Below are 22,673 nucleotides of genomic sequence, written 5' to 3'. Positions count from 1 at the left end.
CCGGTTTCGTGCTGCGCCCGAGTAGCAGCGCGACGGCCTCGTCGACCGACAGCCCTTTGTGGCATACCCGATGTACGGCATCGGTGAGCGGCATTTCGACGTCGTAGCTTGACGCCAGCGCGAGCACTGACTCACATGAGGACACGCCTTCGGCGATGTGGCCGCCCGCCGCGCGCAACGCCGAATCCATCGTCCCACCCATGCCGAGCCGTTCACCGAACGAGCGGTTCCGCGAGTGCGGTGATGTGCACGTGGCCACCAGATCACCGACACCCGCGAGCCCGGCCAGCGTTGCGGGCTTGGCGCCCAGCGCAATTCCGAGCCGCATGATCTCGGCCAGTCCGCGGGTGATGATCGCAGCCAAGGTGTTCTCCCCCAGCCCGACTCCCGCCGCCATGCCACACGCCAGTGCGATCACGTTCTTGCACGCACCGCCGACCTCGGCACCGATCACGTCGGCGTTGGTGTACGGACGGAAGTAACCGCACGCCAGCGCCCGCTGTAAAGCCACTGCCCGTCCGGAGTCGCTGCAGGCGACGACGGTGGCCGCCGGCTGTTCGTCGACGATTTCACTGGCCAGGTTCGGACCCGTGACGACTGCCACCCGCGACGGGTCGGCACCAGTCACTTGGATGACTACCTGGCTCATCCGCATCAGGGTGTGCAGCTCGATGCCCTTGGCCAGGCTCACCAGCGTCGCGTCGTCACCGATGAAGCCCGCCCACTGCTCGAGGTTGGCGCGCATCGTCTGCGAGGGCACCGCGAGCAGCACCGTGCACGCGCCGGTGAGCGCCTCGGCCGCATCGCTGGTCGCCCGGATCGACTTCGGCAGCTCGGTATCGTCGAGGTATTGGGTGTTGCGGTGTGTGTCGTTGATCTCGTCGGCCAGCTCGGGGCGGCGCGCCCACAGCGTGACGTTGTTGCCCGCATCTGCCAGAACCTTGGCTAGCGCGGTCCCCCACGCACCGGCCCCCATCACCGCCGCCTCCACCACGGCTTCACCTTAACGCGCCGGCCCTGCTGGCAGGATGGCGCTTATGAGCGGCGCGAGGGCAGGAGCCGCGAGGCGGGCGACCTCGCAAACCGAGGCCGCCGACGTGGGGCTCGTGATCGCAGTGAAGCGGCTCGGGGCGGCCAAGACCAGGCTGGCGCCGGTTTTCTCGGCGGCCACCCGCGAAAGCGTGGTGTTGGCAATGCTGATCGACACCATCACCGCCGCGACGGCCGTTCCGGCATTGCATGCAGTCACCGTGGTCACGCCCGACGACGTTGCGGCAGACGCCGCCCGCCAACTCGGTGCGCGCGTGCTGGTCGACCCGACGCCGGACGGCCACCGCAACCCGCTCAACAATGCGATCGCCGCAGCGGAAGCGGCGATACGCGAAGAGACGCCGAATATCGTTGCGCTGCAGGGTGATCTGCCGGCGTTACAGTCGCAAGAGCTATCCGAGGCGATCGCAGCGGCCCGCGGATACCCGCGCAGCTTCGTCGGCGATCGGCATGGCACCGGAACATCGGCGCTATTTGCCTTCGGCGTCGCGCTCGACCCGCGTTTCGGCCCAGATTCGGCCGAGCGCCATCGGCACTCGGGCGCGATCGAATTGACCGGCGCGTGGCCCGGGCTGCGGTGTGACATCGACACCCCCGATGACCTGATGGTGGCGCGTCGCCTCGGTGTCGGTCCAGCGACAGTGCAGGCCATCGGCCATTCGAGGTGAACAGCTGACGTCGCGTTAGACGGTCCTGGTAGCAGGACAGCAGGTACATGAGGAATCATCGGAGAGGTGACCGAAGCCGAAGCCCAAATCCGACCGGACGAAAAAGAGTCGGACGTAGCCGCCGTTCGGCCGCCGACATCGGATTCCACTGACACGGCGCCTGAAGCGCCACCCGCTGCGACCTCACCCGCCGTCGACAACGCCCTGCCGGAGGATCGTTACCTCAACCGTGAGCTGAGCTGGCTGGACTTCAACGCGCGCGTGCTCGCGCTGGCCGCCGACACGTCCCTGCCGCTGCTGGAACGCGCCAAGTTCTTGGCCATCTTCGCGTCGAACCTCGACGAGTTCTATATGGTGCGCGTCGCAGGGCTCAAGCGCCGCGACGAAATGGGCCTGTCGGTGCGGTCGGCCGACGGCCTGTCACCGCGCGAGCAGTTACGCCGGATCAACGAGCTCTCGCAACAGGTCGCCAGCCGGCATGCGCGCGTGTTCCTCGATTCGGTGCGACCGGCGCTGGCCGACGAAGGCGTCCTCATCGTCACGTGGGCCGAGCTCGACGACGACGAGCACTCGCGGCTGTCGACCTATTTCCACGAGCAGGTGTTCCCGGTGTTGACGCCGCTGGCGGTCGACCCTGCGCATCCGTTCCCGTTCGTGAGCGGGTTGAGCCTGAACCTGGCGATCACCGTCAAGCATCCCGACGACGGTGGCCAGCACTTCGCCCGAATCAAGGTGCCCGACAACGTCGACCGGTTCGTCGAACTCGCGCGCCGCGAGGGCAGTTCGCACATCGTGCGGTTCCTGCCGATGGAGGAGCTGATCGCGGCGTTCTTGCCGGTGCTTTTCCCCGGCCTGGAAGTCGTCGAGAATCATGCGTTCCGCATTACCCGCAACGCGGACATGGAAGTCGAAGAGGACCGCGACGAGGATCTGCTGCAGGCGTTGGAACGTGAGTTGGCGCGGCGCCGCTTCGGCTCGCCGGTTCGTCTCGAAGTGTCCGACGACATGACCGAGAGCATGCTCGAATTGCTGTTGCGCGAACTCGACGTGGACCCAGGCGATGTCATCGAGGTGCCCGGGCTGCTCGACCTGTCGTCGCTGTGGCAGGTCTACGGCGTAGACCGTCCCGCGCTGAAGGATCCACCGTTCGTGCCGGCGACACCGCCCGCGTTCGGCGAACGCGAAACACCCAAGAGCATCTTCTCGACGTTGCGTGACGGCGACGTGCTCGTGCATCACCCGTACGATTCGTTTTCCACCACTGTGCAGCGGTTCATCGAGCAGGCCGCCGCGGATCCCAATGTGCTGGCGATCAAGCAGACGCTTTATCGCACCTCGGGAGATTCGCCAATCGTCAATGCGCTCATCGACGCCGCCGAAGCCGGCAAGCAGGTCGTGGCACTCGTCGAACTCAAGGCGCGCTTCGACGAGCAGGCCAACATCAAGTGGGCCCGCGCACTGGAGCAGGCCGGCGTGCATGTCGTTTACGGCCTGATCGGACTCAAGACACACTGCAAGACGTGTTTGGTGGTACGCCGCGAGGGCTCGATGATCCGGCGCTACTGCCACATCGGCACGGGCAACTACAACCCGAAAACCGCGCGCCTCTATGAAGATGTCGGTCTGCTCACCGCCGCGCCCGATATCGGCGCCGACCTCACCGACCTGTTCAATTCGCTGACCGGCTATTCCCGCAAGGAGTCGTATCGGAATCTGCTCGTGGCGCCGTATGGAGTGCGCAGGGGCATCATCGAGCGCATCGAGCGCGAAATCGCCGCGACCCGTGATGGCGCCGATGGCCGGATCCGGGTGAAGGCCAACGCATTGGTCGACGAGCAGGTGATCGACGCGCTCTACCGCGCTTCGCAGGCCGGGGTTCGTGTCGAGGTGGTTGTCCGCGGCATCTGCGCGCTCAAGCCCGGCGCTTCTGGCTTTTCAGAGAACATCGTGGTGCGCTCGATTCTCGGCCGCTTTCTCGAGCACTCGCGAATTATTCACTTCCGCGCCATCGACGAGTTCTGGATCGGCAGCGCCGACATGATGCATCGTAATCTCGACCGACGGGTCGAAGTGATGGCGCAAGTGAAGGATCCGAGGCTGACCGCGCAACTGAACGACGTCTTCGATTCCGCGATGGATCCCGCGACCCGCTGCTGGGAGTTGGGTGCCGACGGTCACTGGACGGCGTCGCCGCAGGAGGATCAGACCGTACGCGATCACCAAGTGTCATTGATGGAACGCCACCGCCATCCGTGACGATGACGATGCGGGGTGAGGAACGAGCCCCGAGGAGGAACGTCACCATCGACACGACGATGACCAAGCGCGGTGCGGCCCGTCGACGGGCCCCGATGACCTGCGGGAGTTGAGATGGCGAAAGAGCTTTCGCCGGACACAGTCCCGGTAAGCAAGGCCGTTCTCGCAGCCGGCGCGGTGCTGTGGCGGCCCAACGGTGATTCCGCCACGCCGGAAGTGGCGATCATCCACCGTCCGCGCTACGACGATTGGTCGCTGCCGAAGGGCAAGGTCGACCCCGGCGAAACCGAACCGGTGACCGCCGTTCGGGAGGTTCACGAGGAAACCGGGTACGAATCGCAGCTGGGCCGTCGGCTCGCCGCGGTCAGCTATCCCGTCGAGCAGGGCATCAAGAAGGTGCGCTACTGGGCGGCCCGCAGCGTTGCCGGCGAGTTCTCTCCGAACGCCGAAGTCGACGAGCTCAAGTGGCTGCCCGTCACCCAGGCGATACAAGAACTGGTCTACCCGCATGACCGAAAAGTCTTGCGCCGCTTCGTTAAACAACCTGTCGATACGCAGACGGTGCTGATCGTGCGACACGGTACGGCCGGTAGCAAATCACGCTACAAGGGCGACGACCGAAAGCGCCCGCTGGACAAGCACGGCCGCGCGCAGGCCGAATCGCTTGTCGGTGTCTTGCTGGCGTTCGGCGCCGACAAGCTCTACGCCGCGGACCGGGTGCGCTGCCGTCAGACACTCGAACCGCTTGCCGAGGAACTGGGCGTGAACATCGATGACGAGCCTGCGCTGACCGAGGAAGCGTATCCGGAGAACCGCAAGGCGGCCCGCAACCGCGTGCTCGAAATCGCCGCCGCCGGCGGCACACCCGTGATCTGCACTCAGGGGAAAGTGATTCCCGATCTGATCGCGTGGTGGTGCGAGCGCGACGGCGTGCGACCCGACAAGTCGCGCAATCGCAAGGGCAGCACCTGGGTGATGTCGTTGGCCGAGGGGCGTTTGGTCGCCGCCGACCATATCGGCAGCCCGTTGGCCGTCAAGAAGTAGTCTGTGCGGTCGGCCCGCCAGGCGGACGAGAAGGAGTTCTCGATGACCGCAGACAAATGCCGAAGCTTCCGCCAGCTCGGGTCGCGCATGTGGTCGATGCGTTCAGGCGCCGGTTACGCCGTATAGAACAGAAGGTGGTGCCCCCGTCGGCCGCGGGATTTTCACTCAGCGCGCGGACGGCCGGTTCGCACTGAAACCGATGGCGGACGCGCTTCGCGCCGACGCACCCACATCGAATACCGAGATCGAGCTCGTACTCGCCGCGTACGACTTTTCAGGTGTTCAACACCATCATCGATGTCGGCGGCGGGCGGCGACGCGTACGTGCTCAAACACATCGTGCATGCCCGGGATGAATTTAAAGTGCGCGAGATTTTGCGAAATGTGCGACACGCCATGGCCACCGGCACCGAGTTGTTGGTGATCGAGATGGTGATCCCCGATGACGATCGCGAGCATTTGTCGAAAGTGCTCGAGCTGGAAATGTTGGTGGCCGGCACGGGCAGGGAGCGCACCGCCGCGGGGTACGCGGAGCTGCTTGGTAAGCGAGGCTTCCGCAAGATGCGCGTGATTCCGACGGCATGCCCGACCTCGGTGGTGGAGTCCGAAGCGGCCTGGCCGATCTCGACGCACAGACACGCCGCGGGTCGGGGCGACCCGCGGCGTGCCCGATGTCGAATTAGCGGCGGCCGCGCTTGGCCGGAGCCTTGCGGGCCGGGGCCTTGCGAGCCGTCTTCTTGGCGGCTGTCTTCTTGGCCGGCGCCTTCTTGGCGACTGCCTTCTTGACGGCCGCCTTCTTCACGGCCTTCTTGACGGCAGTGCGCTTCACGGCCTTCTTGACGGCCGCCTTCTTGACGGCCTTCTTGACGGCCGCCTTCTTCACGGCCTTCCGGGCGGTTCCCGCCGTCACGCCACGTTTCACTGCTGGTCCTTCCGCCGGGAGGCGCTGTGCCCCAGAGACAACCGCTTTGAATTGAGCGCCGGGCCGAAACGCCGGCACGGAAGTGGGCTTAACTTTCACCGTCTCGCCGGTGCGCGGATTACGCGCGACACGGGCTGCACGACGGCGCTGCTCGAAAACGCCGAAACCTGTAATGGTGACGCTGTCACCCTTGTGAACCGCACGCACGATGGTGTCGACAACGTGCTCCACCGCCGCGGTTGCTTGCCGACGATCCGAGCCCAATTTCTCCGTGAGTACGTCGATGAGCTCCGCTTTGTTCATGCAAAACCTCCGAAACCAGTGGTCCTTCTTGGACCGACTAGAGGACACGGTAAACCCAATACCCACTGATTTCCAAGAGCCACGCGCAATTTCGTGCGAATCTAGCGAACTTTCTTGCCCCCCTTGGCCTCCTGACGGGGGTCCCAAGAACGGGGTTGAAGGGCGGCGAATTCGGGTTGCCGCGACCCGTTTGTCAGGCCGGCAGTGTGCGGGGTTTCCAGCCCGGCCGGCTTGCTTCATAGGACTCGATTTCATCGAGTTTCCGCAGCGTAAGGCCTATATCATCGAGTCCTTCGAGCAGTCGCCATGCGGTGTAATCGTCAATGTTGAACGGCACCATGACCGTTCCCGCGACGATATTCCGATCTTGAAGATTCACAGTGATTTCCATGCCGGGATGCTGCTCGATGAGCTTCCACAAAAGTTCGACATCATCTTGGGCCACTTCGGCCGCCAAGAGCCCCGCCTTGCCGGCGTTGCCGCGAAAAATATCGGCGAAACGGGACGAGATAACGACTCTGAAACCGAAGTCCATCAGTGCCCAGACGGCATGCTCGCGCGACGAGCCGGTACCGAAATCCGGCCCGGCGACCAATACCGAGCCTTTGTCGAATGGGGCCTGATTGAGAATGAACGACGGGTCGTTGCGCCATGCCGCGAACAATCCGTCCTCGAAACCCGTTCGGGTGACCCGCTTCAGGTACTCAGCCGGAATGATTTGGTCGGTATCGACATTCGACCGCCGCAGCGGCACCCCGATGCCGGTGTGAGTGCGAAACGCTTCCATGACGATCTCCTTTTAGTCGGTCAGATCGGCCGGGGACGACAGCGTGCCGCGCACTGCGGTGGCCGCGGCGACCGCGGGCGACACCAAATGCGTGCGGCCGCCCTTGCCCTGCCGGCCCTCGAAATTGCGGTTGGACGTCGACGCGCACCGTTGGCCCGGCGACAGCTGGTCCGGATTCATGCCGAGACACATCGAGCAGCCAGCCTGCCTCCACTCCGCGCCCGCAGTGACGAAGACCTCACCGAGGCCTTCGGATTCGGCCTGGGCACGGACCCGCATGGAGCCGGGCACGATCAGCACCCGGACACCGTCGGCGACCGTACGCCCCCGCAGCACGTCGGCGACTACCCGCAGATCCTCGATGCGGCCGTTGGTGCACGAGCCGACGAACACGGTATCGACGGGGATATCGCGCATCGCCGTCCCGGGCCGAAGATCCATGTACGCCAACGCTTTTTCGGCGGACTGACGTTCGGCGTCGTCGAACATCAGTTCAGGATCGGGTACCGAATCCGAGAGCGGAACGCCCTGCCCGGGATTGGTGCCCCACGTGACGAACGGGCTCAGCGTCGAGGCGTCGATATAGACCTCGGTGTCGAATTCCGCTCCTTCGTCGGTACGCAGCCGGTTCCATTCCGCGACTGCCTCATCCCACTGCGCGCCCTGGGGCGCGTGCGGACGCCCACGCAGAAATTCGAACGTAGTTTCGTCGGGAGCCACCATGCCGGCGCGCGCGCCGGCCTCGATGCTCATGTTGCAGACCGTCATCCGGCCTTCCATAGACAGCGATTCGATGGCGCTGCCGCGGTATTCGATGACGTGTCCCTGTCCCCCGCCGGTGCCGATCTTCGCGATCACCGCAAGGATGATGTCTTTCGCGCTCACGCCGGGCGGCAATTGACCGTCGACATTGACCGCCATCGTTTTGAACGGCCGCAGCGGCAGTGTTTGCGTGGCGAGCACATGCTCGACTTCCGACGTGCCGATGCCCATCGCAAGAGCGCCGAACGCGCCGTGCGTCGAGGTGTGGCTGTCGCCACACACCACCGTCATGCCGGGCTGAGTCAGACCCAGCTGCGGACCGATGATGTGCACGATGCCCTGCTCGGCGTCGCCCATCGGGTGCAGTCGAATGCCGAATTCTTCGCAATTGTTGCGGAGCGTCTCGACCTGAGTACGCGAGATCGGATCGGCGATCGGCTTGTCGATGTCGATCGTCGGCACGTTGTGGTCCTCGGTGGCGATCGTGAGATCGGGCCGGCGCACGGTGCGCCCGGCCAGCCGCAGCCCGTCGAAGGCCTGCGGGCTGGTGACCTCGTGGACGAGATGCAGATCGATGTAGATCAGATCAGGCTCGGTGGAGCCCCCGTGGACGACGACATGGTCGGCCCACACCTTCTCTGCCATGGTGCGTGGCTTGTCGGCGGTTGTCATACTTGACTGTCTCACAATCTGGGAAGCTAGTATCTCCTTGTGAGACAGGATAGCGGCATCGGCGTGCTCGACAAAGCGGTGGGTGTACTGCATGCGGTGTCCGAGTCGCCGTGTGGGCTGGCCGAACTCTGCGAGCGCACCGGTCTGCCCCGCGCTACGGCGCATCGGCTGGCCGCGGGCCTGGAAGTACATCGGCTGCTGACCCGCAACGGCGACGGCCGCTGGCGACTCGGCCCCGCGCTGACCGAGTTGGCCGGGCAAGTCAACGATCCGCTGCTGGCCGCGGGCGCCGTTGTACTACCGCGACTGCGGGAGATCACCGGCGAGAGCGTGCAGCTGTATCGCCGCGAAGGTACGTCGCGAATCTGCATCGCCGCGCTGGAACCACCTGCGGGGCTTCGCGACACCGTGCCCGTCGGGACGCGTCTGCCGATGACGGCGGGATCAGGTGCCAAGGTGCTGCTGGCCTATGCCGACGCCGCGACCCAGCAGGCGGTGCTTCCCGCGGCGAAATTCACCGACCGCACATTGGCCGAGGTGCGTAAGCGCGGGTGGGCACAAAGCGCCGCCGAGCGTGAACCGGGAGTGGCCAGCGTTTCGGCGCCGGTGCGCGACGGGCGCGGGACCGTGATCGCCGCCGTGTCGGTCTCGGGACCGATCGACCGGATGGGACGCCGACCGGGCGCCCGCTGGGCAGCAGATCTGTTGGCGGCCGCCGATGCGCTGACGCGCCGGCTCTGACGCACTGCCGAGTAGGCGGTCAGTGCTCGGCTGCGGGCACGGTCAGCGTGAATCTCGCCCCTTGGCCCGGCGTCGATGCGACGGCAATGTCGCCGCCATGCGCTTGGGCGATCTCACGAACGAGCGCCAATCCGATTCCGTACGGTGCGCGGCCTGCCCCGGTGTGCTCGACGCCGTGCGAAAACCGTTCGAACAGCGTCGACATCGAGTCGGGATCGATGCCCACGCCATCGTCGGCGACCGTAACGCTGACCCATTTGCCGTCGCGTTGAACCGTCAGCGCGACAGTCCCTCCCTCGTGCTCGTGGGCGAGTGCGTTGTCGATGAGGGACGTCAGTGCTCGGCGCAACGCCGCCGCCGACCCGATGACGTCAAATGACGCGGCGTTCTCGTTCGACTCGAAATCAATTGCCACACTGAGCGACTCGGCGTACGGGAGCATGCTTTCGCGCACCGCCATGGTGAGATCAGACAGATCTACACGGTCGCGCGGGGCGGCGACAGAGGGCATCGCGGCTGAAGCGAGCAGGTCATCGACGACATCGCTGAGGACTCGCGTGTCTGCCACCAACGCATCGGCATCCCGTCGCAGCGCGCCTGTATCGCCGGCGTCCGCGTGGCGAACGAGCATCTGCGCCCGGGTGTGCAACACCGTCAATGGCGCACGTAATTCGTGCGATGCGTCCGCGACGAAGCGGCGTTGCAACGCCAGCGCCTGCGCCAGCGGACGAACAGACCGACGGGTAAAGAGCACAACCACGGCGATGGACGCCAAAATGCCGGCCAGTTCTGCGAACCCGAGAGACAGCAGTAGACGATTTCGACCCGCGTCATAGGGCGCTACGTCGAGCATGGCTACGACCCTGCCCTCCGGCCGGTCCACCACCAGCGCCCGAAACCTCTCGCCGTTCGCATTCAGATCGGCATATCCGGTTGTGCCGCCGAGCAGATCGACGCCGGCTTGACCCCCGTCACTCATCGCGACTGCACCCTTGTTGTCGCGTAGGACCAGCTCCATGCCCGGTGGCGGGTCGTTGACGTCGTCGGCCGTCGCGGCGACGGTCTCCAATTGCGCGCTGATCTGGCGGTTTTGCACTCGCACATACACCGCGAACACGACCGCGCCGACCACCAGAAGCACCACTGCCAAGGCCACCGAAGCTTGCGCCGCCGCGATTCGCCCCGCGCGTTTCACGACGGTCAGATCACTCGGCGGCGCCGGGGGGTCACGGCGGCTGGCCCGTTTCGTGGGTTTCACTCGAGGCCGAACCGGTAGCCGCTCCGATGCACTGTGCGCACGACGTGCTTGCCGAGCTTGCGTCGGAGGTAATGAACGTAGGAGTCGACCGCCCCCGACGTTTCAGCGCCGTCGAAAACGGAAGCAAGCAGCTGGCCGCGGCTGAACACCCGTCGGGGTGCCGCCATCAGCGTCGCAAGCAGCGATGCCTCACGTTCGGACAGCTCCACCTCGTCTCCGTCAGGTGTGGCGCCCGAGACTCGTCGAGTCAGGCGGTCCAGGCGGAGTCCCCCGGCGCTCACGATGAGAGCAGCGCTGTCCGTGCGCCGCAACAGCGCCCGTACCCTCGCGAGTAGTTCGTCGATCTCGAATGGTTTAACCAGATAGTCCTGCGCGCCCGCGTCCAAACCCTCCACCCGGTCAGCCACCGAACCGCGAGCCGTCAGGATGAGCGCCGGTGTCACCACCCCACGCGACCGAAGTACCGCGATCAAGTCCGAGCCGTCCATAACCGGCAGGCCGCGGTCGACAATCAAAGCGTCGTAGGCGGTGGTCAGTCCGCGATGCAATCCTTGCTGAGCGTCATAGGCCGTGTCGACGCGATAACCCTGTTCGACGAACACCTCGGCGAGCATCGCGCTCAGCGCGCGGTCATCCTCCACCACCAACAGGGCGGCAGCGCAGTTCGGCGAGGACACGTAGCGAGAGTGCCACGGGAACCTGCATATCCGGAACAAGTGCATTTCTTACAGCGCTCAAAGAACCGCTGACCACCATCTAGCTCATGGACTCACCTGACGCTGGCTTCCGCAAGGTCACTGCGGTGTCGTGGGGGCTTGTCGCACTCAGCGCCGCCGGTGCTGTGGGCGCAAGTGCGCTGGCCTACTCCGACACCGTGAAGAGCCCCTCGACCGATAACGCCAACCCCCCGCGCGGCTACGACGTGATCGAGGGCACAGGACCGACCACTCCGACGACCACCACAACCTTGCCCCCAGGGTTCAACGGCTCCCCGCTGGGGCCAGGCTCGGGCATGCATACGAGATCGCGCGGTTCATGACCTCGCCCAGTGAGCTGGTCGGCATCACCGGGTCACAGTCACAGTGGAAGCGGTGGAGCACGGGGATGCACCTGTTGGTCACCGAACCCGAAGCGCTGGCGGCGGCGCGAGAAGTTGTCGATACCGAACTCGACGCAATTGAATTGGCCGCGTCCAGGTTCCGCTCCGATTCAGAGCTGAGCATGCTCGCCGCGGGTGAACGGACACCGGTGAGCCCAGTGCTGGCCGATCTCATCGATGCGGCGCTGACGGCGGCACGGTTTACCGACGGTGATGTAGATCCCACCGTCGGCGGCGCGTTGATCGCGCTGGGATATGACCGCGACATCGATCAGCTCGAGACGTCGGCCCGTGTGACGTCGGTGGTGATCGCCTCGAACTGGTCGATGGTCGAATTCGACGGGCACACCGTCAGGCTTCCGGCCGGGGTGCTGCTCGATCTGGGTGCTACTGCAAAGGCGGTGGCAGCCGACCGGTGCGTACAGCGGGTATACGACGAGACGGGCAGCGGCGTTCTGATCAACCTCGGCGGCGACATCGCCACGGCGGGACCGAGCCCAGACGGCGGATGGCAGGTGCGGGTGCAGGACACCGACGACGACCCCAGCTCGTCGGTAGCGCTGGGGAGCGGCGCCGGATTGGCGACGTCGAGTACGTGCCGGAGGCGATGGTGGCACGGCGGAGATCTCGTGCACCACATTCTGGACCCACGCACCGGACGCTCCGTAGAACCGGTGTGGCGCAGCGTCAGCGTCGCCGCACAAACATGCCTGGCCGCCAATGCGATGAGCACCGCGGCGATCGTACGGGGGAAACGTGCCACGGATTGGATTGCGGGACTGGCGGTTCCGGCCCGACTCGTCGATCGCGACGGCGCGGTGCACACTTTGGGCGGATGGCCGTCGGCATGATCGATCAGGCCTTGTGGGTGGTGGGCCGCGGCACGGGGATCACAGCGCTGGGTTTGTTCACGTTGTCGATCGCATTGGGCATTGGGACGCGCTCGGGCCGGCCGCTGGTGACACTGCCGCGGTTCGCCGTCCTCGATGTGCACCGGTTCGCGGCGCTACTCGGAACGGTGTTCGTATTCATCCACGTGGGCAATCTACTTGCCGATCCGTACGCCCAGCTGCGGCTGATTGACCTGACGGTGCCCTTTGTTGGCGCCTACGAACCGCTGTGGCTGGGTCTCGGGACGCTGGCCTTCGACCTCCTTCTGGCCGTGATGGTGACCAGTCTGCTGCGACATCGGTTGGGAATAAGAGTTTTCCGGGTCATGCACTGGGTCACCTACGCCGTGTGGCCGATCGCGTTCGCGCACGCACTTGGTAACGGCACCGATTCCTCGCATGGCTGGTTCCTGGCGTTCGCCGGTATCTGTGCCGTGACAGTCGCAGCGGCGCTGACCTTTCGATTGCGCGCAGACTTCCTGGAATACAGCGAACGCCGGATGGCGACCCGATGATGCCAGCCGCGCAACGTCTTTCGGCGGCAAGCGGGCCAGGGTTCGCCGAGCACCGCCGCTGCTTCGGACCTTTACCCGGCCTCGCACCCGCGTCCTTGTCGGGTTTGGTTCACGATGCCGGGCTGACGGGCCGTGGCGGCGCAGGCTTCCCGACCGGTCGCAAATTGCAGTCTGTACGCGGTCGCGATGCCGTGGTGATCGGCAATGGCGCGGAGGGCGAACCACTTTCGCAAAAGGACGTGTGGCTCATGAACCGGGCGCCACACCTAGTGCTTGACGGCTTGGTCCTCACGGCAGCCGATGTCGCCGCCCGCGATATCTATCTCTACATCCCATCGCGGTCTATTTCGGCGATGCGGCGCGCAATCGCCGAGCGCCGCGCGGGTGGGGCGATTGAGCGGACCGTCTGCATCGTCGCGTCGCCCGAAACGTTCGTCGCCGGGGAGAAGTCGGCGGTGGTCAATCGCATACAGGGCGGACGGGCCCGACCCACCGACCAGGTCGAAAGCACATCCGCCAGCGGGGTGCGCCGACATCCCACACTGGTCAGCAATGTGGAGACGCTCGCGCACATCGCGCTGATCGCGCGGTACGGACCGCAGTGGTTCCGCTCGGTCGGCGACCACTTGGATCCCGGCACGATGCTCGTCACCCTCTCGGGAGCAGTCGCCGGCGGCGTGGTCGAGGTGCCGACCGGCACAACACTGTCAGCGTTGATCGGCCACGCCGGCCGGACGGACCCACGACAGCTCGCTGCGGTGTTACTCGGCGGATACCACGGTCGCTGGATACCTGCAGCGGACATCCACGGCGTCCGAGCCGGACGCGGGTCCGGAACCGGCATCGTCCACGCGCTCGCCATCGGCGAATGCGGGGTTTTGCGGACCGCCGACATCGTCGACTACCTCGCGGGGCAAAGCGCTCGCCAATGTGGCCCATGCCACAACGGACTGCCCTGGCTGGCGCAGATGATGCGTGCCCTGGCTGACGGGCACGGCGGTGACACACTGCTGACCGAAACCCAGCGGATCGCAGCACTAGTCGACGGGCGTGGGTCGTGTCACCACCCCGACGGCACCGCCCGATTGGTGCGGACCGCGCTTTCGACATTCGGTGCCGACATCGTTTTGCACAGTCGGGGCCGATGTGTGGCGGCTGAGCCTGCCGGAATGACGATATGAGCGTGACGGGCAGCCGGCTACATATCGACTGGACACGGTGTGATGGGCGGGGATTGTGCACCGAACTGCTCCCGGACGTGTTGACGCGGGATGACTGGGGATACCCGTTGACGCGTGATGGTTCCCGGGAGCCTGTCATACCGGAATCGGCCCACAGGTATGCCGTCGCCGCGATCAAACGCTGTCCACGACTGGCGCTTCGATTGATCGATGCCGACTGATAACCAGCGCGCAGCAACCCGCCCAAAGGCCAAAGAAAAAGCTGTGAACCCGTAAGTGGGTTCACAGCTTTACGGATGTCCTTCGACACCGGTTTGGTAGCCCCGATGGGATTCGAACCCACGCTACCGCCGTGAGAGGGCGGCGTCCTAGGCCGCTAGACGACGGGGCCAGAACCGAGTTGTCAGCATAACGCACGCGACTATGCCGACCTAATCAGTGCAATGAGCTGGGGTACCAGGACTCGAACCTAGAATGGCTGAACCAGAATCAGCTGTGTTGCCAATTACACCATACCCCATTGGCTGCCTATAACCGCTGGTCACAGGCCTTTTCGGCCCTCTCAGGCGGTGGGAAGCCTCCGCCGCCTGTTGTATCGGGCCGACGTGCAGATTACCAAAGAATTCCGACCGCTATTTCACGCCTCGGCCGCCGCCGCGGCCGCGTGGTCCCTTCCGGCCCGCATCCGCGCCAGACTGCGATCACGGCCCAACAGCTCCAACGACTCGAACAGCGGCGGGCTGATCGACGCACCTGTGACGGCCACCCGAATCGGACCGAACGCCTTGCGCGGCTTGAGCGCCAGATTCTCCAACAAGGCAACCTTGAGTGCTATTTCGATCCTCGCCGTGGTCCACTCCCCGACGTCTTCCAGTGCGGTGAGCGCGGCATCCAGAACCGGCGCTGCGTCAGCGCGCAATTCCTTGGCGGCGGACTTCTCGTCGAGCACGAACTCGCTGTCGTTGAGGAACTTCAACAGCTCCCACGCGTCGCCGAGCACGACGATGCGCGTCTGCACCAGCCCGGCCGCCTCGGCGAATTGCTCGTCGTCAAGGCCAGTGTCGTGCCCATGCGCGGCGAAGTACTCGCGCAGCCGTCGGGTGAATTCGTCCCCACCGAGCAGCCGGATGTGTTCGGCGTTGAGCGCATCGGCCTTCTTCTGGTCGAAGCGCGCCGGGTTGGAGTTGACGTCGACAACATCGAATGCGGCCACCATCTCGTCGAGGCTGAACACGTCGCGGTCCTCGGCGATACCCCAGCCGAGCAGCGCCAAGTAGTTCAACAGGCCCTCGGGGATGAAGCCGCGCTCACGATGCAGGAACAGGTTGGACTGCGGATCACGTTTGGACAGCTTCTTGTTGCCGTCGCCGAGAACGCTTGGCAAGTGGGCGAACTCCGGTACGCGCTCGGCAACGCCGAGGCGGATAAGCGCTTGGTACAGCGCGATCTGCCGCGACGTCGACGGCAGCAGGTCTTCGCCGCGCAACACGTGGGTGATCTTCATCAGCGCATCGTCGACCGGATTGACCAAGGTGTACAACGGCTCTCCGTTACCGCGCGTGAGCGCGAAGTCCGGAACAGTGCCCGCCGGAAATGTGGTCTCACCGCGTACGAGGTCGCGCCAGCTGATGTCCGCGTCGGGCATTTTCAGCCGTAAGACGGGGCGCCGGCCCTCAGCACGGTAAGTGGCACGCTGCTCTTCGGTCAGCTCGCGATCGAAATTGTCGTAACCCAGCTTCGGGTTTCGGCCCGCAGCCAGATGTCGGGCCTCCACTTCCTCCGGCGTGGAAAACGATTCGTAAGCCTCGCCAGTCTCGAGTAGCCGGGCGATCACGTCGCGATACATGTCGAGCCGTTGCGATTGCCGGTACGGCCCGTACGGCCCACCGATCACGGGCCCCTCATCCCAGTCGAGCCCCAGCCAGCGCAGTGCGTCGAGTAGAGCGAGGTAGCTCTCCTCGGAGTCACGCGCAGAGTCGGTGTCCTCGATGCGGAACACGAATGCCCCGCCGGTGTGCCGGGCATAGGCCCAGTTGAACAACGCGGTCCGGATCAAGCCGACGTGCGGCGTGCCCGTCGGCGACGGGCAGAACCGAACTCGTACAGTCATGACTTTCCCTTGCGAACAACAGGATTGGTCAACGTTCCGATCCCCTCGACGGTGATGCTGACGGTGTCGCCGTGCTCGATGGGACCGACGCCCTCGGGTGTCCCGGTCAAGATCAGATCGCCCGGCAGTAGCGTCATGACCGCCGAGATCCATTCCACGATCGCTCCGATGTCGTGAATCATCATCGACGTCCGGCTGTGCTGTTTCACCTCACCGTCGACCTCCGTACGGATGTCGAGATCGGACGGGTCGATATCGGTGACGATCCACGGGCCGATCGGACAGAACGTGTCATGGCCTTTGGCACGCGTCCACTGGCCGTCCTTCTTCTGCTGATCGCGCGCTGTGACGTCGTTGCCGATCGTGTAGCCCAGGATGTTCTCAGCGGCCCTCGCCGCCGGAACGTCCTTGCAGGGCCGGCCGATAACAGCGGCGAGTTCACCCTCGAAATGCACGGGATCGGCATCGGCCGGCATCTGGATCGACACGTTGGGACCGATGATGGCGGTGTTGGGTTTCATGAAGATGACCGGATCGGGAAAGGACCCGCCGCCCATCTCCTTGACGTGCGCGGCGTAGTTCTTGCCGATACACACCACCTTGCTCGCAAGGATCGGCGCCAGCAGCCGCGTGTCGGCCAGCGGCCACTGCCGGCCCGTGAAGGTGGGTGTTCCGAATGGGTGTTCGGCGATTTCCCGCGCGATCGCTTCGGTGGGGTCATCGGGCGGTCCTTCGATACTGACGAAGGCAACCCCATCGGGACTGGCGATTCGGCCCAGGCGCATGTTCTCACCCTAACGGCCGCACCACTGGCGGCCACGAACCGCTCCCTGCCCACGGGCATCTCAACATGTGAAAAGATAGTTCAGCATCGTGAGATGGCTGTGCGACGATGGGCGCATGTCAGTCGATTCGATCAGCGCTCTGCGCCGCTGGTCGATGTTGGCCATTGCACTGGCCGCGACGCTGTTCGCGAATGTATTCATCAACGGTGCGGCCTTTCTGATTCCCACGCTGCACATTGAACGCGGCCTCGATCTGGCCCAAGCGGGCCTGATCTCGTCTATGCCGAGCTTCGGCATGGTGGCAACGCTGATTGCGTGGGGTTACGTCGTGGACCGCATTGGCGAGCGTTTCGTGCTTGCGCTTGGCTCTGCGCTGACCGCGGCGGCGGCGTTCGCGGCGGCATCGGTGCACTCGCTCGTCGCAGTCAGCGCGTTCCTGTTCCTTGGCGGAATGGCGGCGGCAAGTAGCAACTCCGCGAGTGGCCGGCTTGTCGTCGGATGGTTTCCGCCCGAGCAGCGTGGCCTCGTCATGGGTATCCGGCAGACCGCACAGCCCTTGGGAGTGGCGTTGGGCGCGTTGGTGATTCCGCGACTGGCGGAAAGTCACGGCGTTTCGGCGGCGCTGCTGTTCCCTGCGGTGGTGTGCGCAGTATCCGCGGTCGTGTGTGCCGTTGCCGTGGTGGATCCTGCGCGACCAACGCGGGCCGAGGCCGACGAAGCCGATCTGGCCAACCCGTATCGCGGCTCGGCGGTGCTGTGGCGCATCCATGCCGTTTCCGTGTTGCTCGTCGTCCCTCAGGTCGTGGTGTGGACGTTCACGCTGGTGTGGCTGATGACCGACCGCGGTTGGTCGGCGGCGTCGGCGGGGGCGATGGTCACCGCAGCCCAGATTCTAGGCGCCGGTGGACGAATCACTGCGGGACTGTGGTCGGACCGGGTGGGCTCGCGACTGCGGCCGATCCGCACCATCGCGTTGGCGGCAGCAGCGGCAATGGCGGGGCTGGCATTGACCGACTGGCTCGACTCGCCGGTCAGCGTGGCCGTGATGGTGATCGCGTCGGTGATCACCGTGTCTGACAACGGATTAGCGTTCACGGCGGTCGCCGAGATCGCGGGCCCGTTCTGGAGCGGCCGCGCGCTCGGAACGCAGAACACGAGTCAGCTGTTGACGGCTGGCATCGCTCCGCCGCTGTTCGGCGGATTGATCGGAATCGCCGGCTACCCCGTAGCTTTCGCGGTGTGTGCGCTATTTCCGCTCATCGCAATGCCTGTCGTTCCAAAGGATCAGGACGGATTGCCGGTTTTCGGGTTGAGCAACAAGGGCGGTTGAGTCGGTCCGTTGAAGTCGAACATGTTGTCCAGCACACCGGCTCGGGCATCGAAAGAATCGTCACCGATTCGGCCCGTACTCCAATTGTCCTCGATGAACCGCAGGATCGAGGTCTGATCCGTCAGCGTGTGGTCGACGAAGTTGGGCTTGGCATGCGGTGAGATGACCAGCAGCGGCAGTCGAGGCCCATAACCGCATCGGCCCTGGTATTTGGCCGCTACGCCATTGACCCCGCACACACCCGGGGAGGTCAGGGCATCCGCTCCCGAAGCGGAGCTGGATACCGTCGGCGACGGCTTGTGGTCGTACCAGCCGTCGGAGTCGTCGTAAGCGATGACAATCGCCATGTCCTTCCATTCGGGCAGCTTTTCAAGGTGGTTGACCGTCTCGACCAAGTACTGCTGTTCGTCGAGCGGGTCGGAGTACTCGGGGTGCCCGTCCTGGTAGCCGGGGGCTTTCAGGAAGCTCACTCCCGGCAGATGGCCCGAGTCGGCGGCGGCCCAGAAATCCGAGAGGTCGTATTGGTGGTTGGCCGAATCGGTCTGGCCGATCTTGTCGACCGAACTCGGGGGCAGGTGGTGCGGATTGGCCGTCGAGGCGTAGTACTGGAACGGTTCGTGGTGGGGTATGTAGTCGTCCTTGGTGCCCATCGCCCGCGGACCCGACTTGCCCGTGCCGCCGAGGATGGTTCCGACGTTGTGGCTTGCCCCGCATAACGCGGTGCCGTCCGGTTTGGTCGATGTCGGTTTGAACCCGCCCTGGAAATACCCCCACGTCACGTTCTTGGCGTTGAGAAGGTCGCCGATGTTCTTGTTGTCCGAGCTGAGCTGTACCTGATCCCGGCTCGAGCAGTCGTCGCCGAACGGTTGCGGGTCGCCGATGACAGTGCCCTGCCCGTTGCCCGCGTTCTCAAGGACGTCGCCCTGTGGGAACGGCTGGCCGCCCGGCATCAATTCCTTTGTCACGCCATGGGTTTGACCGGATACCAGGCTCAGGTGGCCGGGCGTTGACGGGCCGAAGGTCGTGTCATAGGAATTATCGCTCATTGCGTAGTGCTGGGCGAAGTTCCACAGCGCCGTAACCGAGTTGCCGTCGTAGTAAGCCATCACCATGCCCGGAATCTTGAACACCGGCGGCTTGCAGTCGGAAACTTCGGTGTGCTCGACGAATTGGTCCATAGCTCCGCCGTGGAACGCCTGCTGCTCAGCTGCGTACTCGTGATCCTGAGAACACGTCACCTGTTGGACCGGACCCCCCAAGCGCATCGGTGATGCCTTGTTAGGGTTCTGCGTCAACAATTCTGGGGTAAGCCCGTCGACCGTCGGTGTACTCGGGAGTGCGGTGAACGACTGACCGTCGATGTCGGCGGCGTGTGGGTAAGTGCCGAAGTAGTGGTCGAACGAAACGTTCTCCTGAAAGATCACCACAAGGTGGTGAATCGGTGTCGCGGTGTTCGTGGTCGGCGCCCCCTCGGGCTTATTCGAACAAGACGCGGCCACCAACGTCAGCACCGCAGCGACAATGAGCAAGCCCCGGCTGAACTTCATGGAGTTGAAGCTTTCAGTGACCAGGTGGCCAACAGGTGAACCGCAGCTGTGAGCTCCGGGAGGCGATTGCCGCAATGATCATCACTCCGCCTCCAGGTTCTCGGCACATCGGTTCAGCAGTGCGGCGAGTTGGCGCCGTGCGGCAGGCGAGATTCCGTCGATCATCGCCGATTCCACATTCATGACCGCCGTTTGGGCCGCGGCAAGCCGCTTGGTACCCGCCGACGTCAACTCAAGCGAACGCGCACGACCACGCGGTGGCCGGTTTGCATCTTTGACGAACCCCCCGGAGCGCAAGGTGAGGAGCAAGTCCTGCAGCGATTGTCGTGTAACGAAACAAAGTCGCGACAACTCCGACGCCGAGGCATCGGGATGGTCGGCGAGGGCGCGCAGGACGGCGTATTGCGCCATCGACAACCCGGACGGTCGCAACGCCGAATCGCACCGACGGCGGAGAGATTGCTGCACTCGCTTGACCAAATAGCCGACAGCTTCTTCCGTCCCGGATCGCACCATGACAGGAACCTTACATCAGTGCTAGCATCTTTGTAAGGAACCTGACAAGGAGATAGACATGACGACCATCGAGCAGCACGCCGACTACGCCACGCTGATAAACGTCTTCACCGTCGAGCCTGGCCGGGCAGAGGAATTGGCAGCACTGCTACACGCTGCGACCGACGAGGTCATGCGGTACCAGTCCGGCTTCAGGTCGGCGAACATCCACCTGAGCACGGATCGCACGCGGGTGGTGAACTACGCGCAGTGGGACAGCGCCGAGGCTTACCAGGCGATGCTGGCCAACCCCGCGACGCGGCCGCACATGGCGCAGGCGGCGGCAATTGCCACCAGTTTCGATCCGCACCTGTACACGGTCGAATCGGTGCACCCAACATGTGAGGTGACTTAATTCGAGGCAGATGACTAGCTCACTCAGGGCGTCGGGCGGGGCCAAGATACTCGACCGTCGGCTAAGGCAATCGCGACTCCGTCCTCATCGGTTCGGCGGTTACGCTGTCGCCATTTTTCCCGTTGAAAACTACTGACGTTCAGGGTGAAGCAGTGAGAGTTCCGACTAGAGATTTCTTTCGCTGCACTGTCGAACCCGCTCCAATCGGCAGTGGGGTTACCAACGCGGCCAACGACCTGAAGAGCACCTACCTGAACGATATCGGCTCGGCGGACGGCGTGTTCGAAGTCGGCGACCGGTACGGCTGATTAACACCGATGACGTCGCGCCGCCGGCGTCGGATACCAACGACAACGGCGACTTCTCGCAGAATCAATTCCTGGCCGGGCAGACCGCTCTGTTCCAGCCCGGCACCTAGAACCTTGCCGCCCTTTCGGTTGGGGAATCGCGATGATGCCCCCTGGCCTGAACGGCCGTGTCAGCGTCACAAACGGAATCACACCCGCGGGCAACTTGGCGACCAGGCATCCCAACGCGACACGTGAGGTGCTGGGATGGATGGGCACCCCGCGTCAACGAATACTTCGGCCCTCGCGACCCGACTTGGCTCAAATTAGTGCGCACGAATTAGTGCGCACGACAGCGGGAATCTTGATGAGGGCGTGGCGGGATCGTCGGATAGCGGCCGGCGGCGGTGCGGGTCTGGTTGTCGGCCTTGATTTTCGCGATGCGCTAGCTGCGCGTATCGCGAACGAATTTCCCTATGCCCCAACCCGTTTGAGCTTCGATCCGGTGCTGGTCACCAACCTAGTTGTTTGTTGGTGGTGGTTGGGGCTGGAAGGGTTCGTACCACCACCAGTCGGCGCGCTCGCCGGTGGGCCCGGGGCACGGTGGGACAGCGGGCGGGGGACGGTTCGGCGGACGCGCGAGCGATCCCGCGCTCAATTGTCGCCCGGCGCTGTCGGTGACGACAAGATGGTCGGCGGGTCCGGTGATGGTGATGACGCCGCGGTGGTGCAGCCGGTGGTGATACGGGCACACCAGCACCAGGTTGACCAACTCGGTCACACCGCCGTCCTCCCAGTGCCGGATGTGGTGAGCGTGCAGACCGCGGGTGGCACCACAACCCGGAACCGCACACGTCGGGTGGCGATGCTCCAGCGCGCGGCGCAGCCGCCGGTTGATCAGCCGCGTCGCCCGCCCGGCACCGATGACCTGGCCGCGGCGTTCGAACCAGACTTCACAGGTGGCATCACAGGTCAAATATTGGCGTTCGGCGTCGGTGAGCAGCGGACCCAGATGCAGCGCGCCGGCGCGCTGCTCGACGTCGACGTGGGCCACCACTGTGGTGTGCTGCCCGTGCGGGCGGCGCGCCGCCTCGGCATCCCAACCGGCCTCCACCAGACGCATGAAAGCGTCGGTGGTGTTCGGCAACGGAGGCCGCTGATCTGATCGGCCGTCGCCGTTATCGTTCTTCCACTCGTTTATCAGCCCATCATGATGAGACTGCAGTGCCGCATCGAACTTCGCCGCTTCCAGGTGTGGAAGTGTGATCCGGTAACAGCTGGAATGCTCGCCGGTGACCTTGGTGATCGAGCGCTCCGGCTCAGGCCGCGGATCGGGTTCAGGTCGCGGTTCCAGCTTGACCGCGGTGCGCAGCTGATTGACCGTGGCGACCGCGGCCAGCGCCGCGTAATGCTCATCAGATCCCTCGCCCGCGCGCGCCGCGATGACGCCGACCTGATCCAGCGACAGCCGGCCCTCCCGCATACCCGCCGCGCAGCGGGGAAACTCCTCCAGCCGGTGCGCCACCGTGGCGATCGTGTGCGCGTTTGCCGATGAC

24 protein-coding genes and 2 tRNA genes are annotated in these 22,673 nt (G+C 64.7%); 13 read left to right on the top strand and 13 right to left on the bottom strand.

The window, feature by feature from the left end:
* On the bottom strand, nt 1-976 hold a 976-nt coding region (locus tag VJV41_RS27315; protein WP_325339117.1), incomplete at its 3' end, for an NAD(P)H-dependent glycerol-3-phosphate dehydrogenase.
* A gap of 61 nt (nt 977-1,037) precedes the next feature.
* On the opposite strand from VJV41_RS27315, the gene cofC reads away from it, so the two are divergent.
* From cofC to VJV41_RS29030, 4 genes are all read left to right on the top strand, one after another.
* On the top strand, nt 1,038-1,718 hold the full coding sequence (gene cofC, locus VJV41_RS27310) for a 2-phospho-L-lactate guanylyltransferase (protein WP_325339115.1): 681 nt from the start codon (nt 1,038-1,040) through the stop codon (nt 1,716-1,718).
* A gap of 87 nt (nt 1,719-1,805) precedes the next feature.
* Nucleotides 1,806-3,974 carry an RNA degradosome polyphosphate kinase gene (locus VJV41_RS27305; RefSeq protein WP_414685067.1) on the top strand — a complete coding sequence of 723 codons (2,169 nt, stop codon included), beginning with the start codon at nt 1,806-1,808 and terminating at the stop codon, nt 3,972-3,974.
* A 114-nt stretch (nt 3,975-4,088) separates the two neighbouring features.
* Nucleotides 4,089-5,018, top strand: coding sequence for an NUDIX hydrolase (locus tag VJV41_RS27300; RefSeq protein ID WP_325339111.1), 930 nt, complete (start codon nt 4,089-4,091; stop codon nt 5,016-5,018).
* A gap of 297 nt (nt 5,019-5,315) precedes the next feature.
* Nucleotides 5,316-5,804: a methyltransferase gene (locus VJV41_RS29030; protein WP_414685066.1), complete on the top strand. Its 489-nt coding sequence runs from the start codon at nt 5,316-5,318 to the stop codon at nt 5,802-5,804.
* On the opposite strand, the gene VJV41_RS27290 is transcribed toward VJV41_RS29030, so the two are convergent.
* The 3 genes from VJV41_RS27290 to leuC form a co-directional block, all read right to left on the bottom strand.
* Nucleotides 5,698-6,243: an HU family DNA-binding protein gene (locus VJV41_RS27290; RefSeq protein ID WP_325339108.1), complete on the bottom strand. Its 546-nt coding sequence runs from the start codon at nt 6,241-6,243 to the stop codon at nt 5,698-5,700. The two genes, VJV41_RS29030 and VJV41_RS27290, sit on opposite strands and share 107 nt — an antisense overlap.
* A 193-nt stretch (nt 6,244-6,436) precedes the next feature.
* On the bottom strand, nt 6,437-7,030 hold the full coding sequence (gene leuD, locus VJV41_RS27285; RefSeq protein WP_325339106.1) for a 3-isopropylmalate dehydratase small subunit: 594 nt from the start codon (nt 7,028-7,030) through the stop codon (nt 6,437-6,439).
* Between the two features lie 12 nt (nt 7,031-7,042).
* Nucleotides 7,043-8,464: a 3-isopropylmalate dehydratase large subunit gene (gene leuC / locus VJV41_RS27280; protein WP_325339104.1), complete on the bottom strand. Its 1,422-nt coding sequence runs from the start codon at nt 8,462-8,464 to the stop codon at nt 7,043-7,045.
* A gap of 39 nt (nt 8,465-8,503) precedes the next feature.
* Here leuC and VJV41_RS27275 point away from each other — a divergent pair, with 39 nt between their 5' ends.
* Nucleotides 8,504-9,205 carry an IclR family transcriptional regulator gene (locus VJV41_RS27275; RefSeq protein WP_325339102.1) on the top strand — a complete coding sequence of 234 codons (702 nt, stop codon included), beginning with the start codon at nt 8,504-8,506 and terminating at the stop codon, nt 9,203-9,205.
* 19 nt (nt 9,206-9,224) lie between these two features.
* Here VJV41_RS27275 and VJV41_RS27270 read toward each other — a convergent pair whose 3' ends face one another.
* Together VJV41_RS27270 and VJV41_RS27265 are read right to left on the bottom strand one after the other, a co-directional pair.
* On the bottom strand, nt 9,225-10,400 hold the full coding sequence (locus VJV41_RS27270) for a HAMP domain-containing sensor histidine kinase (protein ID WP_325339100.1): 1,176 nt from the start codon (nt 10,398-10,400) through the stop codon (nt 9,225-9,227).
* Between the two features lie 59 nt (nt 10,401-10,459).
* Nucleotides 10,460-11,140 carry a response regulator transcription factor gene (locus tag VJV41_RS27265; protein WP_325339098.1) on the bottom strand — a complete coding sequence of 227 codons (681 nt, stop codon included), beginning with the start codon at nt 11,138-11,140 and terminating at the stop codon, nt 10,460-10,462.
* 86 nt (nt 11,141-11,226) lie between these two features.
* On the opposite strand from VJV41_RS27265, the gene VJV41_RS27260 reads away from it, so the two are divergent.
* Genes VJV41_RS27260 through VJV41_RS27240 form a run of 5 tightly spaced genes read left to right on the top strand, consistent with a single transcriptional unit; the run spans nt 11,227 to nt 14,369 of the window.
* Nucleotides 11,227-11,502, top strand: a complete 276-nt coding sequence (locus VJV41_RS27260; protein WP_325339096.1) for a hypothetical protein — start codon at nt 11,227-11,229, stop codon at nt 11,500-11,502.
* Nucleotides 11,499-12,413, top strand: a complete 915-nt coding sequence (locus VJV41_RS27255) for an FAD:protein FMN transferase (RefSeq protein ID WP_325339095.1) — start codon at nt 11,499-11,501, stop codon at nt 12,411-12,413. The genes VJV41_RS27260 and VJV41_RS27255 overlap by 4 nt, the downstream gene beginning before the upstream one ends.
* Nucleotides 12,398-12,967 carry a ferric reductase-like transmembrane domain-containing protein gene (locus tag VJV41_RS27250; protein ID WP_325339094.1) on the top strand — a complete coding sequence of 190 codons (570 nt, stop codon included), beginning with the start codon at nt 12,398-12,400 and terminating at the stop codon, nt 12,965-12,967. Before VJV41_RS27255 ends, VJV41_RS27250 begins: the two co-directional genes overlap by 16 nt.
* Nucleotides 12,964-14,148: an NADH-ubiquinone oxidoreductase-F iron-sulfur binding region domain-containing protein gene (locus VJV41_RS27245; protein WP_325339092.1), complete on the top strand. Its 1,185-nt coding sequence runs from the start codon at nt 12,964-12,966 to the stop codon at nt 14,146-14,148. Before VJV41_RS27250 ends, VJV41_RS27245 begins: the two co-directional genes overlap by 4 nt.
* On the top strand, nt 14,145-14,369 hold the full coding sequence (locus tag VJV41_RS27240) for a ferredoxin (protein ID WP_325339090.1): 225 nt from the start codon (nt 14,145-14,147) through the stop codon (nt 14,367-14,369). Before VJV41_RS27245 ends, VJV41_RS27240 begins: the two co-directional genes overlap by 4 nt.
* 94 nt (nt 14,370-14,463) lie before the next feature.
* Here the strand turns inward: VJV41_RS27240 and VJV41_RS27235 are convergent.
* The 4 genes from VJV41_RS27235 to VJV41_RS27220 all read right to left on the bottom strand — a co-directional run bounded on the left by VJV41_RS27235 (nt 14,464) and on the right by VJV41_RS27220 (nt 17,043).
* Nucleotides 14,464-14,539, bottom strand: a tRNA-Glu gene (locus tag VJV41_RS27235).
* A 57-nt stretch (nt 14,540-14,596) separates the two neighbouring features.
* Nucleotides 14,597-14,668: transfer RNA gene (locus tag VJV41_RS27230), tRNA-Gln, on the bottom strand.
* 117 nt (nt 14,669-14,785) lie between these two features.
* A complete protein-coding gene (gene gltX / locus VJV41_RS27225) occupies nt 14,786-16,258 on the bottom strand; it encodes a glutamate--tRNA ligase (protein ID WP_325339088.1) in 1,473 nt (490 codons plus the stop codon).
* Nucleotides 16,255-17,043, bottom strand: coding sequence for a fumarylacetoacetate hydrolase family protein (locus VJV41_RS27220; RefSeq protein ID WP_325339087.1), 789 nt, complete (start codon nt 17,041-17,043; stop codon nt 16,255-16,257). The genes gltX and VJV41_RS27220 overlap by 4 nt, the downstream gene beginning before the upstream one ends.
* 115 nt (nt 17,044-17,158) lie before the next feature.
* Between VJV41_RS27220 and VJV41_RS27215 the strand changes: the two genes are divergently transcribed.
* A complete protein-coding gene (locus VJV41_RS27215) occupies nt 17,159-18,373 on the top strand; it encodes an MFS transporter (protein WP_325339085.1) in 1,215 nt (404 codons plus the stop codon).
* On the opposite strand, the gene VJV41_RS27210 is transcribed toward VJV41_RS27215, so the two are convergent.
* Entirely contained in the window at nt 18,328-19,920 is a 1,593-nt protein-coding gene (locus VJV41_RS27210) for an alkaline phosphatase family protein (RefSeq protein ID WP_325339083.1), read from the bottom strand. The genes VJV41_RS27215 and VJV41_RS27210 overlap by 46 nt on opposite strands.
* Nucleotides 19,921-20,001: 81 nt before the next feature.
* Nucleotides 20,002-20,436 (bottom strand): MarR family winged helix-turn-helix transcriptional regulator, encoded by a 435-nt coding sequence (locus VJV41_RS27205; protein ID WP_325339081.1) that lies wholly within the window; start codon nt 20,434-20,436, stop codon nt 20,002-20,004.
* A gap of 58 nt (nt 20,437-20,494) precedes the next feature.
* On the opposite strand from VJV41_RS27205, the gene VJV41_RS27200 reads away from it, so the two are divergent.
* Together VJV41_RS27200 and VJV41_RS29025 are read left to right on the top strand one after the other, a co-directional pair.
* Nucleotides 20,495-20,830: an antibiotic biosynthesis monooxygenase family protein gene (locus VJV41_RS27200; RefSeq protein WP_325339080.1), complete on the top strand. Its 336-nt coding sequence runs from the start codon at nt 20,495-20,497 to the stop codon at nt 20,828-20,830.
* Nucleotides 20,831-20,982: 152 nt separating this feature from the next.
* Entirely contained in the window at nt 20,983-21,138 is a 156-nt protein-coding gene (locus tag VJV41_RS29025) for a hypothetical protein (RefSeq protein WP_414685065.1), read from the top strand.
* Nucleotides 21,139-21,637: 499 nt separating this feature from the next.
* Here VJV41_RS29025 and VJV41_RS27190 read toward each other — a convergent pair.
* Nucleotides 21,638-22,673, bottom strand: a 1,036-nt coding sequence (locus tag VJV41_RS27190) for an HNH endonuclease signature motif containing protein (RefSeq protein ID WP_325339078.1), incomplete at its 5' end; no start/stop codon positions are given.

The sequence above is a fragment of the Mycobacterium sp. genome, assembly GCF_035274705.1.
Taxonomy (GTDB): Bacteria; Actinomycetota; Actinomycetes; order Mycobacteriales; family Mycobacteriaceae; genus Mycobacterium.
Note: the sequence above shows the minus strand (reverse complement) of the source record. Positions and strands in the feature narration are given on the sequence as shown.

Coding starts and splice junctions, on each gene's coding strand:
- cofC (WP_325339115.1), top strand. CDS start 1,038: ATGAGCGGCGCGAGGGCAGGAGCCGCGAGGCGGGCGACCTCGCAAACC.
- VJV41_RS27300 (WP_325339111.1), top strand. CDS start 4,089: ATGGCGAAAGAGCTTTCGCCGGACACAGTCCCGGTAAGCAAGGCCGTT.
- VJV41_RS29030 (WP_414685066.1), top strand. CDS start 5,316: ATGTCGGCGGCGGGCGGCGACGCGTACGTGCTCAAACACATCGTGCAT.
- VJV41_RS27290 (WP_325339108.1), bottom strand. CDS start 6,243: ATGAACAAAGCGGAGCTCATCGACGTACTCACGGAGAAATTGGGCTCG.
- leuD (WP_325339106.1), bottom strand. CDS start 7,030: ATGGAAGCGTTTCGCACTCACACCGGCATCGGGGTGCCGCTGCGGCGG.
- leuC (WP_325339104.1), bottom strand. CDS start 8,464: ATGACAACCGCCGACAAGCCACGCACCATGGCAGAGAAGGTGTGGGCC.
- VJV41_RS27260 (WP_325339096.1), top strand. CDS start 11,227: ATGGACTCACCTGACGCTGGCTTCCGCAAGGTCACTGCGGTGTCGTGG.
- VJV41_RS27255 (WP_325339095.1), top strand. CDS start 11,499: ATGACCTCGCCCAGTGAGCTGGTCGGCATCACCGGGTCACAGTCACAG.
- VJV41_RS27250 (WP_325339094.1), top strand. CDS start 12,398: ATGGCCGTCGGCATGATCGATCAGGCCTTGTGGGTGGTGGGCCGCGGC.
- VJV41_RS27245 (WP_325339092.1), top strand. CDS start 12,964: ATGATGCCAGCCGCGCAACGTCTTTCGGCGGCAAGCGGGCCAGGGTTC.
- VJV41_RS27240 (WP_325339090.1), top strand. CDS start 14,145: ATGAGCGTGACGGGCAGCCGGCTACATATCGACTGGACACGGTGTGAT.
- gltX (WP_325339088.1), bottom strand. CDS start 16,258: ATGACTGTACGAGTTCGGTTCTGCCCGTCGCCGACGGGCACGCCGCAC.
- VJV41_RS27220 (WP_325339087.1), bottom strand. CDS start 17,043: ATGCGCCTGGGCCGAATCGCCAGTCCCGATGGGGTTGCCTTCGTCAGT.
- VJV41_RS27215 (WP_325339085.1), top strand. CDS start 17,159: ATGTCAGTCGATTCGATCAGCGCTCTGCGCCGCTGGTCGATGTTGGCC.
- VJV41_RS27210 (WP_325339083.1), bottom strand. CDS start 19,920: ATGAAGTTCAGCCGGGGCTTGCTCATTGTCGCTGCGGTGCTGACGTTG.
- VJV41_RS27205 (WP_325339081.1), bottom strand. CDS start 20,436: ATGGTGCGATCCGGGACGGAAGAAGCTGTCGGCTATTTGGTCAAGCGA.
- VJV41_RS27200 (WP_325339080.1), top strand. CDS start 20,495: ATGACGACCATCGAGCAGCACGCCGACTACGCCACGCTGATAAACGTC.